Genomic DNA, 14,491 nt, shown 5'->3' with positions numbered 1-14,491 from the left:
AAACCAGATTCTTTTAAGCCAGCCCAGTCAAATTTGACTGGGCTTTTTTATACGTATTGTCCCGTCCTGAAATGTCTTAACAAGTGAAAGTGGTAAGAGGGTACGAATAGATAAGCATTAAAAAAGCCGCTACCCAATGGGCAAGCGGCTTTAAGTAAGTTGAGGGGAGGCTCTAGATTGCTAGGCGTATGTCCAACTCAATCGGCTTTGGCATGGCTAAGTGGTAGCCTTGATACATATTGAAGCCTAAGCCTTGCATCGCTTCGAGTTGTTGTTGGGTTTCTATGCCTTCAATCACAGTCTTTGCGCCAATTTGGTTTGCAAGATCAAGCACTAACTCCATTTCTCGAGTGTCGCCTTTTTCAAAGTCCAACATAACCGAGCGGTCTATCTTGATGATATGAGGGTTAATGTGACGAACGCGCTGTTCGGTTGATGCTTGTGTTCCAAAATCATCGACCGCTATTTGAAAGCCATTATCCGCAAGCGAAAGGGCGGCATCCTTCAAACGCTCTTCACTTTCTGCATTCAACTCTACCAACTCCATCACTATCTGTTCGCATGAAAGGTTAAGCTCGTGAAGGCGTCTAGCTAACAAGCTATCGCTGACCTTTTCTGCAGCAAACAACTCACCCACGTTTGGAAGAACGTTCAAAAATAGATGTAAATGACGGATTGTCGATTGTGCGAAGTTACGGATATGAATGGCTCGACTCAGCCTCTCGACATTGATTTTGTCTGTGCTTGAGGTTTCGTCGGAATGGAAGAAGTGATCAGGACGAACAATATCACCTTTGTTATTTGAAATGCGCACCAAAGCCTCAACACCTATTTGAGTCATAGAAGAGTCGAATATAGGTTGATAGACGCTTCTAAGCGTCAGGTCTTGGTATTTCGCAATAAACTGCATATCAGCATCTACGGATATACAGCTAATAAATTCACTTCTGTCTGATAAAATCATAGTCGCTAGTAAAGAGGGCTTATTCAATGGCGGACGTACATGTCGCGGCTGTCACAATATTGACAGGTGTAAGTAAATTGTCAATTAATAAAAACTCATTTGTAGAGCCATTATTTAAATAAATATAATTAACGAAAAAACAGCATGATAATTGATATTAGTCATTAAAATTACTTATCATTCACCATTAATAATGACTATTGTGAATTTAATCTCTGAGTAATCTATCTCATATCAACACCAATCAATATAAGCTTTCAACGCCAATACACCAGGTGAAAGTAAGGATAAAGCCTCAGGTTATGGGGGAATGTCAAAGTTACATTATTAACAAACAACTCTGTTTGCATATAAATGATATCTACTTCTCAAAATATGAACGATGAGCTGATAAGTTATTATTTTATCGAAGATAAACTTTGATTGACTATTGGGTATGGCTTGAGTTAGGTTTTATAAAATATTGGGATGGAGGTCTAACTATTTACTTTCAAGACTGATTAAAAAAGTTGACCCGTATTCTTACTGCCATTGAAGTACTGCGTAAAGTTGCAGGTATTTACGAACCAGTTGTTGATTTCCTGACCGCTTTAAAGGGTGTCCAAATTTAATGAAGCAAGGGCTGATTTTAAAATTATTATTTAAGTCAGTAGCGAATTGAGAATCACTCTCTCTTAGCGTGATACCTTGTTGGCTATATTCAGTGATCTCGTCTGGGAGTTCACCCATCCACCAATGTAATAATTCGCCACTATTTTTACTTCGGCTAATCCAATGGTCGGAGACAATGATCAAAACGTCATTGGGTTGAATTGAAAATCCATACTCTTGTTGCCAATTATGGATGTCCAACATCAACTTTCTACGACAGGTTTTCCCGGCGCTCACCATATGATGACTGATCATCCAAACGGTACCAATTTCGGAAGATATTCGGAAGTGACGAGGCGTTTCGCCAGAAGAAAGCATTTCAAGTGGGCTGATGTTGCTTGCATGATTAAAGCTAACGAAGGTGTGCTCCATTCGGCGAGCAAATGCCTTTCCTATATGGTGCTCACTGATCCCTTGATTGTGCACCGTAGGGTAGTGGCGTTCACAGAGCTTTAGGCAATCGTCTTGAAACTGATTAACGCTTTTAATCACTAGATCTAATAACAATGAAGTCCCTTATACACAGCTACTATCTTATTGATGGGCAATAGTACGGTAATTGCGGTTCCGTTACCTATCGTCAAAGTGCGAGTTCTTGATCTCTCTATCAAAATTAACCATTGCTGAGTGATTTTATGGATAGCACTGGCGCTCTACTGGTCTGTATTCTAAATTATGAGGAATTCTAGCTAGTTACCTCGACTATAGTCTAGTCAGCAAATCACAATTGATCTACTTACTCTTTATTTGGAAACATTCATGACCATTCAATTAGATTCGAAACAAAAATCTGAGCTTACTCATACGCTCCAAAAGTACCTGCAAGATGAACTTGATGTGGAGCTTGGTCAGTTCGACACGGAATTCTTGGTCGACTTCATTAGCAAAAAGTTTGGTGCTGTTTACTACAACAAGGGGATAGAAGACGCTCAGAAAGTGATGGAACGCAAAATGTTAGACATCTCAGATGAGCTCTACGAGATCGAGCAAATTGTTGAAATTTAACGTTTAGCCCAAACTTGTTCAAATAATTTGAATAACTCGTTTAATTTGCAATGATGTAACTATTGTAAAGCTTGGTAAATAATATGTTACACAAACTTAGTGTAGGGTACGCTTGTCAAAACTACACGATTCGTTAACATTCGGAAGAGATGCATGGACAACAACGTTAGAAATTACAACCCTTTAGCTAGAGCGATGCATTGGATTTCAGCTCTCGCAGTATTTGGCTTATTTGGTGTAGGCCTGTGGATGGTTGATCTTTCATATTACAGCGAGTGGTACAAAACAGCGCCAGACTATCACCGCTCGGTAGGCATTCTTTTGGCTACTGTTACTGTTATCCGCTTGGTTTGGAAACTAGTTACCGTGTCACCTAAAGTAGAAGGTAAAAGCTATGAAGTTGCAGCAGCGAAGATCGCTCACGGCTTTATGTACATTAACTTAGCGGTTTTATTTATTTCAGGTTATTTGATTTCAACATCAGATGGCCGCGGGATCGACGTGTTCAACTGGTTCACTGTACCAAGTATGGGTGAACTGTTTGCAAACCAATCTGATCTCGCAGGAACGATTCACTACTATGCTGCATGGGTACTGATCATCATGGCATCAGTACACGCCTTAGCGGCGATAAAACACCACGTTATCGACAAAGACGATACGCTACGAAAAATGATAGGAGCTTCAAAATGAAAAAGTCAATTATCGCTACAGGATTAGCATTTGCAATGGCAATGCCTTTCGCTGCGAACGCCGCTGATTACGTGATTGATACAAAAGGTGCGCATGCTTCAGTTAACTTTAAAGTTAGCCACCTAGGTTACAGCTTTATCCAAGGTCGTTTTAACACATTCTCAGGTGACTTCTCATTTGATGAAAGCAACGTTGAAGCGTCTACAGTAAACGTAACGGTTGATACTACAAGCCTTGATTCAAACCACGCAGAGCGCGATAAGCATATCCGTAGCGGTGATTTCATCGACGCTGGTAAGTTCTCTGATGCGACATTCAACAGCACAAAAGTGGTTGATAAAGGTGACGGCAAACTTGAAGTTATGGGTGATCTGAAACTTCACGGTGTAACTAAGCCTATCGTTATCGAAGCTGAATTCATCGGTGCTGGTCAAGACCCATGGGGCGGTGAGCGTGCAGGTTTCGTTGGTACAACTCGTCTAGAGCTTGCTGACTTCAACATTCCAGTAATGGGCGCTTCAAGCTATGTAGATATGGATCTACACGTTGAAGGCGTAAAGAAGTAATCTAGCTTTCTAGCTTTCTAGCTTTCTAGCTCTCTGACAGGTATCAACATTTTTTAGAGACATCATCGATACTAAATAGGTCAACAGTTAGAAATAGAGAAAGGCGCAAAGTTTTCACTTTGCGCCTTTTTTATTGAGAGAAATGGCAACGTGTTTAGGTCTGTTTTGTGTCAAACCGTTTAGTACGTTAAAAGCCACCATTTACCTCTAGCCAGTCAACGTTGCCATGACTGAGTTATCTAATTGAACTACTAATCCCTAATAGTTCAACTTAAGATTAGTTAAGCTGTTTCTAGTTCAGCTTTAGGAACCACGTTTAGTCGGTCACCGTAGATTGGACGCAGTGCTTGCATCACTTCAATGCGAGTCAATACACCCGCCATTACGCCATTTTCTAACACTGGAAGCATATGTGGTTGGCTTACTTTCATCGCTTTTGCACGCTCTTCTAGAGAAAGAGATGTCAGGCGAGTAGCGAAGCCCATGCTTGTCGTCGGGTACAATTGCTCTTTGTCGATGCATAGGAACTCAGCAACATCTACTAGCTTGTCGTTTGCATCAATTGCCACAACGTCACGGCTCATTAGGTCTACGACTTTCTGGCCTTTAGTTGGGATGTAATCTTGGCACCAAAGGTCAACCATTACGTCATGAACAGAGAAGATACCCACTAGACGGCCTTCAACATCGCAAACAGGAGCGCTAACAAGTTGCGCGTCTAAAAGTGTATCAATCGCGACTGATGTTGGCATTTCTACGCTCAGTGTAATTGGTTGAGTGTTCATGATTTGCTTGATAGTAGTTGCTGTGTTCATAGTAATTTCCTTAACTGACGTAATTTCTGTTGTTTGTGTAATAGCGGTAATTTTTGCTGCTTTAAGTTGTGGGCGACGGTAGATACTCCAGTTGGCTAAGCCGACCAATACTGAACCACCTACGATGTTGCCGATTGTCACTGGTATTAAGTTTGCTGTGACAAATTGCATGACGTTTAAGTCTGCGTACTGCGCTGGTGTTGCACCGATTTGCATCCAGAAGCTTTCCGGGGCGAATGTTTGAATCGTGATGCCTAGCGGAACCATGAACATATTCGCCACACAGTGTTCAAAGCCTGAGCTTACGAACATTGCAACGGGTAACACGGTCATCATTGCTTTGGTCATTGCGTTAGCAGAGCTGAACGTTAACCAAATCGCTAAACACACCAACAAGTTACAAAGCACACCCAAAGCAAACGCTTGAACAGGGCTGTGGTGTAGCTTGTGTTGAGCAATGTTTAGAGCGTTTAAGCCCCATTGCCCGCCATCCAGTTGATATAAGCCTGCTGCGCTTACCAAAGCCAATAGGAACATGGCACCGATAAAGTTGCCGACATACACCTTGCCCCAGATAGACAGCATCTTCGTAAAGGTGATTTGCTTGTTAGCCCATGAGATGCTTGATAACACTGAGCTGGTAAATAGCTCACCACCGCAAATCACAATCAAGATCAAACCCATACTGAAGGCAAGACCGCCGGCTAAGCGACTTAATCCCCATCCAGCATCTGCGCTGCCCGTGGTTACCGTGATGTAGAATAGAAAAGCAAGCCCGATGAATGCGCCAGCCATGATTGCCAAACTCAATGTCATGCTGCTGGTTTTATTTGCTTTACTTAATGCAAACTTCTCTGCTTCCGCCATCATTTCTGTTGGTGAGAACAGTTGATGATTTTCAGAAGTGCTGGTTGCCATATCCCCCCCTTGAACAATCCGTCATGTGTAATTCCTAGTGTTAATGACCTGGTTAATCCGTAATGGTTAATCAGTAATGTTTTGCAGGGCTCGTTGTGTCCTGCCATTTCAGATTAGGGCGTTGAGGGGTAGAGGTAAAATTGATAATTTTTAGAAACCACATCAAATTTATTGATATAGATTTGGTTACGCGTAGAATGAAATTGATTGCTCATCGGCTTTATAAAAAACGAGCATCAGGACACAAATAATTAAAAGCATTAAGGATGAATTTTGCGTTATTCATTAAAGCAACTCGCGGTATTTGATGCAGTAGCAGACTCCGGGAGCGTTAGTCAGGCAGCAGACAAATTGGCGTTGACTCAGTCGGCGACAAGTATGTCTCTTGCACAGTTGGAAAAAATGCTCGGCAGGCCTTTGTTTGAAAGGCAGGGAAAGCAAATGGCCCTGACTCATTGGGGCATGTGGCTAAGACCAAAAGCGAAGCGTTTACTGCAAGATGCGCAGCAAATTGAGATGGGTTTTTACGAGCAGCATTTGTTGAGTGGCGAACTCAAATTAGGTGCTAGCCAAACTCCAGCGGAACACCTCGTTCCGGATCTCATCAGTATTATTGATAACGACTTTCCTGAGATGCGAATCTCGCTTGGCGTGCAAAGTACCGACGCAGTCATTGATGGTGTATTAGATTATCAATATGACTTGGGTGTTATCGAAGGTCGTTGTGATGACAACCGAGTACACCAAGAAGTGTGGTGTACTGACCATTTAACGGTGGTTGCATCGGCTCATCACCCGTTTGCGAAGCGTGAACGAGTCAGCTTGGCGCAATTAGAACAAGCAAAGTGGGTATTACGCGAACATGGTTCGGGTACTCGCAAAGTTTTTGATAGCTCTATTCACCATTTAATTGGCGATCTCGATGTTTGGCGAGAGTATGAACACGTTCCTGTTTTAAGAAGTTTGGTTGCAAACGGTCCATATTTAACGTGTTTACCTTATCTAGATGTCGAACAGTTTGTTGAGTCAGGTCAACTGGTGACGTTGAATGTTCCTGAGCTTGAAATGGAAAGAACCTTGTCCTTTATTTGGCGAGCTGACATGGCTGAGAACCCACTTGCTGAATGTATCAAGCGTGAAGGTAAGCGTATGATGAAAGGCAAGCCATCGGTTCTGTAAGGTAGATTTGATAAAATACTAATAACTAATCGTGTTGAATAAGCGATTCCGGTCTCTATCTAGTGATAAATGCACAACTGCATACATTATTAATGTGATCGTGATCGGCTAAATAAGGGCTATCTTCCCATAGTATACTTACTTGATTTTAAGTGAGGCTAAATCCGGTTGCGGACAATTACGTAATTAGGCTTTAGAAATAGTATGAGTACATTAGTCGCGATTTCATTAACAACAGGTATTTTGTCAGGTCTATGGGGATGGATTGCTATCTCTTTCGGCTTGTTGTCATGGGCAGGTTTCTTAGGTTGCACCAGTTACTTTGCTTCGCCAACTGGCGGCGTTAAAGGACTAGCCGGTAGCTTATTGACCAACATGACAGGCGTATTCTGGGCAATGGTGATTATCGAAAGCTCAACCTTCGCAGGGTTAGAGATTTTAGGCTACATGATTACTGCTATTGTGGCTTTCTTTATGTGTATTCAAGCGAAACAAGCGTGGCTAGGTTATATCCCAGGAACCTTCATTGGTTGCTGTGCGACGTTTGCTGCAGGTGGCGATTGGCAACTTGTAGTACCATCTTTGCTGCTTGGTGGTGTATTTGGGTACTTGATGAAAGCAACGGGGCTATGGCTTCACGAGAAATCGACTCAATCTTCGGAAGTTGTTGAACAACACGCTAAACAGGCAAAGGCTTAATTCGTTAACCTAACCTTAGTTAGTCACTGTGAACTCTTGCAAGATAACCCCCAATTAATTTGTATATCGATTTATACAGGCACACCATTTGGTGTGCCTTTTTTGGTTAAGGTGACTAGCTAAAAATTTCATCAGTAGAGCAACTGATAGCATCTATAAAACAAATTATGCTTAGGTATTTCCGTTCGCCATGGTGATCACGCGTTTTAATGTCCACCTTAATAAAAGCGGAATACATTCTTGTCCTTGATTCTCGCAATGAGAAACAATGGCGAGTGCAAGGTCGGGTTTTGCATGTTTCTTCAATACCTTGGCAACCACTTTCTTTGGAGGGATAGGGTGATCGTAGGGAATCTTAACCATGTCACGGAAAAAGCTCTCAAACCCATTCATATATAGGTAATGCTCGATATCTTTATCTGGCAGTTCGGTGAGTCGATGTCTTTCCTGATCATTACCGAGTTTCGATAACACCGTTGCTGCGTATTTTTTACCCGCCGCATCGCCGTCAGTCACCACATGCCAATCAATGCCAAACTCTTGCGCGACCTTAATCAGCGCCTTAAGTCCTGATTGGGCGAACTCAATAATCTGCACACCTTCCGCTGCCAGGTTATAGCCACATTGGTTGGCAAGTTCATTGAACAACCAAACCTCGGTTTCACCTTCGACTAATAGCCAACAGCGAGCAAACAATGCCCCTGAGCGGTGGAAGCGGATATGAAAACCAATTCGACGAAGTTCATCCTTACTGAAGTGGTTCATGTTGAGTTGATTGGCAATGGTTTTGTCTGACTGACGAACCAAGCGACGAATCGATTGAAGTGGAACAGCTGCAAGTAAGTCGCCACTGTTGGTGGTGAGGATTTTCTGCATGGGCAACTTCTGCATCAAGCTCCAAGCCCTTGCCAAGTGTGTTGGGTGCAATCGACCTTCTGGATCTTCAAGGATCAAAAGAGGGCGCGCACATCGCCTTAAGTCGTTTGGCCCTTTAGCTTGTAGATAAGCGTTAAGTAACCCCATGAATAATAAGCGAGTTTGCTTATTTTTGGTCTCTTCGACAAGTTGATGAATACTCTGGTCGTTGGCGCCAGCAGAATAAAGCAATCCGTCTCGCTGTTTTCTAGGATTACGACGAGAAGTACTTTTGAAAGAAAAATAGTGTTCAATCAAACTTTGCATCGACTCTAGGCTACTGCGCATTTCCCCTTTATTAACGTGACCGGGAATCGCCATTAGACGACGGCAGGTGTTGTCGATTCGTTTTTCTATTCTTGCTTGGCGACCATTACCGTTATTGGCGCCGTTTCCGTTTGTGCCATTGCTTGCGTGATGATTCCCGTTCCCGTTTGAATTTGCATGATTAGCGTGACCATTGCTAGGAAGGTGAGCATTGTGGTTAAGGGACTTGCCGTTGAAAGGACGATCAAAGTGCCTTGCATCACGCAAACGGATGACGGGATGTAAGGTCATTAATTCTTGAGCAAGCTTTTCAGAATGATGAAGCTTGAGCGGATTACCGTCCAAACCGAGAAATGCATAGTGTGTGGTTGTCTCATACTGTTCTAACGTCGCGCTGATTCGGTAATAGATGCGAAATACGCCAAACTCATCTTGAACCCAAATAGGTTTGAGTTTGCGATAACGACCTGCGTTAAGTTCGCTCTTATCGTTAGCTTTTAATGCGAGAACAATTTGAAGATGTTGAGACTGCGGGTGTGAAACAGAGTAATCGACATGAAAATCGGTCATTTCAAAGTGATATGGCACACCGTCTGAGGGCAGAACGACGGAAAGGGCATCCAATAATGAAGACTTACCCCAAGTATTTTCGCCAATAAGCGTGGTTAGCTCGTCAAACGCGAGTGACATGCGCTTGATACCTCGAAAGCCAGAAATCTCGATTCTTTCTAGTTGCATAGGCTTACTCCTAACGGAAGGCTCTGCTAATTATTTGAAAGCTAACAGATATCTTTAATCATAATCGAAAAATCCAAATCCGGTGTGCTCACCTGTCACAAAACCCGTTGTTTATTGATACGGTGCAAAATGAGATTTTTGATCTATCTCGAGTATTTTTTTGTAGTGCAGTTTCATAAAATTCACGATTCTGTCATGATTCTCGACCTAGTATGAAGGGACAAAGAGAGAAGAAAATATGACTAAAAAGAATAAGCCAGCAAAAATAGTGTTGGCACACATCAACGACACCCACTCATACTTTGAACCAACCTCGTTACAGCTATCACTTAAAATGAACAACCACATCATTGAACCTTATGTCAGTGCTGGTGGCTTTGCTCGAATTTCAACACGCTTCAAACAAATAGAACAAGATGCCCAGCGTCAGAAGGTTGGAACCTTGTTCCTACACGCTGGCGACTGCTTCCAGGGCACGTTGTACTTTTCTTTATTCAAGGGAAAAGCCAACGCCGATTTGTTGAATGCCCTTAATATAGATGCCATGACGCTCGGTAATCACGAGTTAGACATGGGTAATGAGCCCGTTGCGATTTTCGCGAAAAGAATCAAATTCCCACTGTTGGCCGGTAACTGGAATCTATCGAATGAGGATATCAATAAAACTCATACGCTAGCGGACAACGACATTGTTAAGCCTTATCTGCCTGAAACACGAAGTGCTTCTTTTATAACGAAAGAGTTTGATGGCGAGAAGATCGCAATATTCGGCTTAAGCATCGATAAGATGGCAGGCATCGCTAACCCAGATATCGATACACCGTTTGAAAATGCTTTGGAAACAGCAAAAGCGACCATTGAGCAAATCCATCAAGCAGGCATCAACAAGATTGTGTTACTTAGCCATCTTGGTTACGAAGCTGATTTAGAGTTAGCAGCTAACGTATCTGGTATTGGCGTCATCGTTGGTGGTCATAGTCATCGCTTACAAGGTGATTTCTCTGATATCGGCTTAGTTAAAGATGATGAATACGGTGTGAAAATTGGCGATACCTATGTTGTGCAAGCGGGTTTCCACGCCATGAGCTTAGGACACTGCGAAATCGAGTTCGATTCTCAAGGTAAAGTGACGCAATTCAATGGTAAGAATGAACTGCTATTAGGCCGTCGACTCTTTATAGACGCGAAACTGAGTGAAGTAGGGCAAGACGATGCCCACGATATGGCGTGTGAGTTTTTAAACAATCACCCCAATATCGCAGTGTGTAAGAAAGATCCTGAGCTGCAGAGCATTCTGACGGATAAATACCAGCCGCGAGTTCGAAAGCTTCAGCAACAAGTGATTGCTCATGCAGAGACTAAACTTCGCCATGTACGTATTCCAGATGATAAGGGCCCGAGCCAACTCGCGCCGTTGGTTGCTCAATCATTTCACCATCTAATGAACAAGAAAGGGCATCACGTTGACTTTGCTATTCACAACGCAGGTGGTGTTAGAAATTCACTGAATAGCGGCGATGTTTCAGTTGCCGATATTGCCGGAAAACTACTACCGTTTGCCGTACCCATTGGTGTGTATGAAGTAAAAGGTGAAACGATCGCTGGCATGCTTGAAGGTGCAATCAATAACGCGATTGATAATGGTGTTGTGGGCACAGGTTCAGGTAGCTTTCCTTATACGCATAATTTGAGGTTTTGTTACCATAAAGAAGCGCCTTTAGGACACAGGATTCACCATCTAGAAATCCACTCTGATGAATTGGGTTGGCAGACTGTTTCTCGCAACCGTATTTACCGTGGCGCGTCGTCAGCCTACACAATGAAAGGGAAAGAGGGTTATAACGCTGTGTTGGATATGATAGGTGATGGCACGGTAACCACTGACTCTATGGCAGACTGCTTCATCGAGTTTCTGCAAGACCACCCAGAGTCGCTTCAACACAATGAACCGTTGAATTGCATGGAGTGTTTTAGATAACCACAGCTGACGCTGATGCTTAATGTTATTACTTTGGGTTATTTATAAAATTGGCATTGTTTATGCTTCATCTCTGCAGGTCGCCTTCTTGTGGAGATATGCATGGATAAGAAAGATTGGTTAGATGCGGTAGCGGTTGTCGGTTGGGTATCAGTTTGGTCAGCATTAGTGTATTTGGTGCCTACTACAGGTTTGTAATGGTTCTGCGCGCCGGATAAGACTAGCTTTTGAACAGTCGCAGTATTCTTATTATCAATACACGCTATACCAAGCGTAAGTGAAAGAAATAAAAAGGAGCAGATTGCTCCTTTTTTGCTTTTTCCGTGCAAATTTATATAGACGAAACACAATCAGAGGATTATTATCCACGCGTTTGGGGAGTAGTTAGCGCAAGTTTACATATCGTCATCTCGTTAGGCCAAGAGTCTATCCGGTATGTAAAGGTGAAATCCCATATTTCACTTCAACGAGACCAACGCAATCACAGTCAAGATCCGTTATGGAGCTTGATATGCTTTGTTTGCGGAAGGTCTTTGTACAGTTCTTCCGCCCGGAGGAATAATGAACTCAACTCAATCTCTATTATCTACAAATAGTGAATCCTTTTTTTCATCGCCAATCATGACGACTTATGCGGGCTTTTTCCTGCTGACGGTTATTCTCGTCTCTATTGATATCTATCAGACTCGTGGCGGTAACGTTACTATCAAGAAAGCGGCAATCTGGAGTGTATTCTGGTTTGTACTTGCGTTTTTGTTTGCTGGCTCTATTTACCTGTTTTGGGACATTTATGCGCCGAACAGTGACTACACAGCGCAAAAAGCAACCGTGTCATTCATTACAGGTTACTTGTTAGAAAAATCCCTTAGCGTAGACAACTTGTTTGTTTTTGCGATGATCTTTGCTCAATACCAAGTTCCTGAGCATCTAAGACCTCGTGCGCTTCTTTGGGGGGTAATTGGTGCATTGGTGCTTCGTGCAATTATGATCGCACTAGGCGCACAGTTATTGGCGGAATACCACTGGGTACTTTACGTGTTCGCAGCGTTCTTGATTGGTACAGGTATTAAGCTGGCATTAGACAAGGGCGAAGAGGAGAGTGTGAATACACTGCCTGAAAAGCTACTTCGTAAAGTGATGCCGGTAACCGAAGATTTCCATGGCCCTGCGTTAATGGTTAAACAGGGTGCTAAATGGGCATTCACTCCAATGATGTTGGTCATCGGTGCGATCGCATTGATGGACGTGATGTTTGCATTGGACTCTATCCCTGCGATCTTTGCGGTAACACAAGAACCGTTCTTGGTATTAGCGGCAAACGTATTTGCGTTACTTGGCCTTCGTTCGTTGTATTTTGTACTGCAAGGTATGATGGATAAGTTCATCTACTTGAAACCGGCATTGGCATTCATCATGGTGTTTATCGGTGTGAAAATGCTATTGGTTGACAGTGAGTGGGCTATCCCAACTTATTGGTCGCTTGCTGTGCTGATTTCGACTATGACGATTGCGGTTATAGCGTCGGTTTATGCGAAGAAGCCAGGCATTGAACAAGTAAATTAAAAACAAATATAACTTATCGAAAAGTCGATAATGAACACGTGGCTGATGAAGTGGAAAATTTATTTGTGTAAATTTTCTGTGACATCGGCCACTGTTGTTTGCGGGGTATTTGTACTAAATGCATGATTTAAACACTATGTCGAATTTATATTCACATAGTGTGCATATCTATTTTGTGGTGTTGTTAATGGTTTGTTTTATTAGAAAAACTAATCCCAAAATCTAATTTTAGTCATTTTTTAACCTGCAAAAGATCACCTATTATTCTTGTCATCAGAACGAAACACATTAATAAATTTATAGAGAGGCAATCATGGCTCAAGCAGTACAAATGAATACTATCGCTGTTCCTAACTCTATGGATAAGAAGACCTACTCGGTTAACTTCAAAGGATTGATTGCACACATTTTCGATATTCTTTTCATAGACAACTCTCCACGTAGTTACTACGCAAGCGACCTATCTGGTCACATGCAACGCGATATCGGTATTAACCGTTAATCTCAGCGTTAACATGTAAATATAGAATTTTAAGAAAACGCCAGCTTCTAAAGCTGGCGTTTTTGTATCTGAAATAAACTCTATCTCTTCGTAAACTAAGCACCTGAAAGAAAAACCTAGGCATAACGGTCTGTATTTGAGCGCCATTCAATTTGCTTTGTACAAGGATCTCGGTATGTCACACGCCAAACGCAATTCATCATTGATTAAACTCTGTTTATTTGCCTTACCGATCGGCTTCTATTCCCCAGTGTCACTTGCACAAACCTGGAGTAATGAAGGCCAGCCCGCACAGGTTATCGAGCTTTTCACCTCTGAAGGTTGTTCAAGTTGTCCACCTGCAGATCAATACCTCAGTACTTTTGAAGACCATCCAAAACTGTGGACACAAATCATTCCGCTTGCCTATCACGTCGATTATTGGGATTACCTAGGTTGGGGCGATAAGTTCGCGAGTAAGGCGTTCAGTCAGAAGCAACGACTGTATAAAGCTTACGGCTTAACAAGTGGGGTTTATACACCGGGCTTTGTTGTCGATGGAAAAGAGTGGCGCGGTTACTTTAACTGGTTAGACAGAACGTTACCTTCGCTTAAACAACAAAATAACCCCAAGCTAACGGTCAACCATAAAGGCGATACGTTCAGCGTAAGTTACGAAGGCAAAGGGGATTATGTTGCTCATATAGCTTTACTGGCGATGAACGAAGTCACCAGTGTTAAGGCGGGCGAGAACAGGGGTAAGAAACTCGAGCATGATTTTGTTGTGGTTTACGACGGTTACCAACGTGGTGAGTCTGAATGGCAATTTAACATCAATTTTGAGCCACTCGTCGCTACACCAGATGCAGTAGCCGTTTGGTTAACCGAACCGAATTCGTATGCACCGGAACAAACGGTAGCAGGATGGCTGAACTAACTGCCACCCACGACAATTGAGTAGCTGGAATACTCTTAGACGAAGTTGGTACGGCGAGTATCGAGGTTCTCACATAGATAACTTCATTTCTGATGGGTATTAATCGGTGAAATAGAAGCGAA

General features: G+C 42.7%; 13 protein-coding genes. 9 read left to right on the top strand and 4 right to left on the bottom strand.

Annotated features, from left to right (window positions below; translation table 11 throughout):
• Positions 1-172: 172 nt before the first annotated feature.
• Both HRQ85_RS06320 and HRQ85_RS06315 read right to left on the bottom strand, forming a co-directional pair.
• Complete coding sequence (locus HRQ85_RS06320) at positions 173-910, bottom strand: EAL domain-containing protein (RefSeq protein ID WP_172379047.1); 738 nt, start codon at positions 908-910, stop codon at positions 173-175.
• Positions 911-1,486: 576 nt separating this feature from the next.
• Positions 1,487-2,122 (bottom strand): hypothetical protein, encoded by a 636-nt coding sequence (locus HRQ85_RS06315; protein ID WP_017069925.1) that lies wholly within the window; start codon positions 2,120-2,122, stop codon positions 1,487-1,489.
• 252 nt (positions 2,123-2,374) lie between these two features.
• Between HRQ85_RS06315 and HRQ85_RS06310 the strand changes: the two genes are divergently transcribed.
• The 3 genes from HRQ85_RS06310 to HRQ85_RS06300 all read left to right on the top strand — a co-directional run bounded on the left by HRQ85_RS06310 (position 2,375) and on the right by HRQ85_RS06300 (position 3,879).
• Entirely contained in the window at positions 2,375-2,620 is a 246-nt protein-coding gene (locus HRQ85_RS06310) for a DUF2164 domain-containing protein (protein WP_017059821.1), read from the top strand.
• A 153-nt stretch (positions 2,621-2,773) separates the two neighbouring features.
• Positions 2,774-3,313: a cytochrome b gene (locus tag HRQ85_RS06305; protein WP_172379045.1), complete on the top strand. Its 540-nt coding sequence runs from the start codon at positions 2,774-2,776 to the stop codon at positions 3,311-3,313.
• Positions 3,310-3,879 carry a YceI family protein gene (locus tag HRQ85_RS06300; RefSeq protein ID WP_017059819.1) on the top strand — a complete coding sequence of 190 codons (570 nt, stop codon included), beginning with the start codon at positions 3,310-3,312 and terminating at the stop codon, positions 3,877-3,879. The genes HRQ85_RS06305 and HRQ85_RS06300 overlap by 4 nt, the downstream gene beginning before the upstream one ends.
• Before the next feature lie 281 nt (positions 3,880-4,160).
• Here the strand turns inward: HRQ85_RS06300 and focA are convergent, their stop codons facing one another.
• Positions 4,161-5,612: a formate transporter FocA gene (gene focA, locus HRQ85_RS06295; RefSeq protein ID WP_172379043.1), complete on the bottom strand. Its 1,452-nt coding sequence runs from the start codon at positions 5,610-5,612 to the stop codon at positions 4,161-4,163.
• A 273-nt stretch (positions 5,613-5,885) separates the two neighbouring features.
• Between focA and HRQ85_RS06290 the strand changes: the two genes are divergently transcribed.
• Both HRQ85_RS06290 and HRQ85_RS06285 read left to right on the top strand, forming a co-directional pair.
• Entirely contained in the window at positions 5,886-6,791 is a 906-nt protein-coding gene (locus tag HRQ85_RS06290; RefSeq protein WP_048613690.1) for a LysR substrate-binding domain-containing protein, read from the top strand.
• 204 nt (positions 6,792-6,995) lie between these two features.
• Positions 6,996-7,490: a DUF1097 domain-containing protein gene (locus tag HRQ85_RS06285; protein WP_017059817.1), complete on the top strand. Its 495-nt coding sequence runs from the start codon at positions 6,996-6,998 to the stop codon at positions 7,488-7,490.
• A 171-nt stretch (positions 7,491-7,661) separates the two neighbouring features.
• Here the strand turns inward: HRQ85_RS06285 and HRQ85_RS06280 are convergent, their stop codons facing one another.
• A complete protein-coding gene (locus HRQ85_RS06280) occupies positions 7,662-9,410 on the bottom strand; it encodes an ATP-dependent endonuclease (protein WP_050620776.1) in 1,749 nt (582 codons plus the stop codon).
• A gap of 238 nt (positions 9,411-9,648) precedes the next feature.
• Here HRQ85_RS06280 and HRQ85_RS06275 point away from each other — a divergent pair, with 238 nt between their 5' ends.
• The 4 genes from HRQ85_RS06275 (at position 9,649) to HRQ85_RS06260 (ending at position 14,369) form a co-directional block, all read left to right on the top strand.
• Positions 9,649-11,388 carry a bifunctional metallophosphatase/5'-nucleotidase gene (locus HRQ85_RS06275; protein WP_172379042.1) on the top strand — a complete coding sequence of 580 codons (1,740 nt, stop codon included), beginning with the start codon at positions 9,649-9,651 and terminating at the stop codon, positions 11,386-11,388.
• Positions 11,389-11,949: 561 nt separating this feature from the next.
• Positions 11,950-12,951, top strand: coding sequence for a TerC/Alx family metal homeostasis membrane protein (locus tag HRQ85_RS06270; RefSeq protein ID WP_172379040.1), 1,002 nt, complete (start codon positions 11,950-11,952; stop codon positions 12,949-12,951).
• Positions 12,952-13,264: 313 nt separating this feature from the next.
• Positions 13,265-13,453 (top strand): hypothetical protein, encoded by a 189-nt coding sequence (locus tag HRQ85_RS06265; protein WP_172379039.1) that lies wholly within the window; start codon positions 13,265-13,267, stop codon positions 13,451-13,453.
• A gap of 175 nt (positions 13,454-13,628) precedes the next feature.
• Entirely contained in the window at positions 13,629-14,369 is a 741-nt protein-coding gene (locus HRQ85_RS06260) for a DUF1223 domain-containing protein (RefSeq protein WP_172379037.1), read from the top strand.
• Positions 14,370-14,491 lie beyond the last annotated feature (122 nt).

It is taken from the genome of Vibrio sp. Vb339 (assembly GCF_902751245.1).
Classification (GTDB): domain Bacteria; phylum Pseudomonadota; class Gammaproteobacteria; order Enterobacterales; family Vibrionaceae; genus Vibrio; species Vibrio coralliirubri.
Note: the sequence above shows the minus strand (reverse complement) of the source record. Positions and strands in the feature narration are given on the sequence as shown.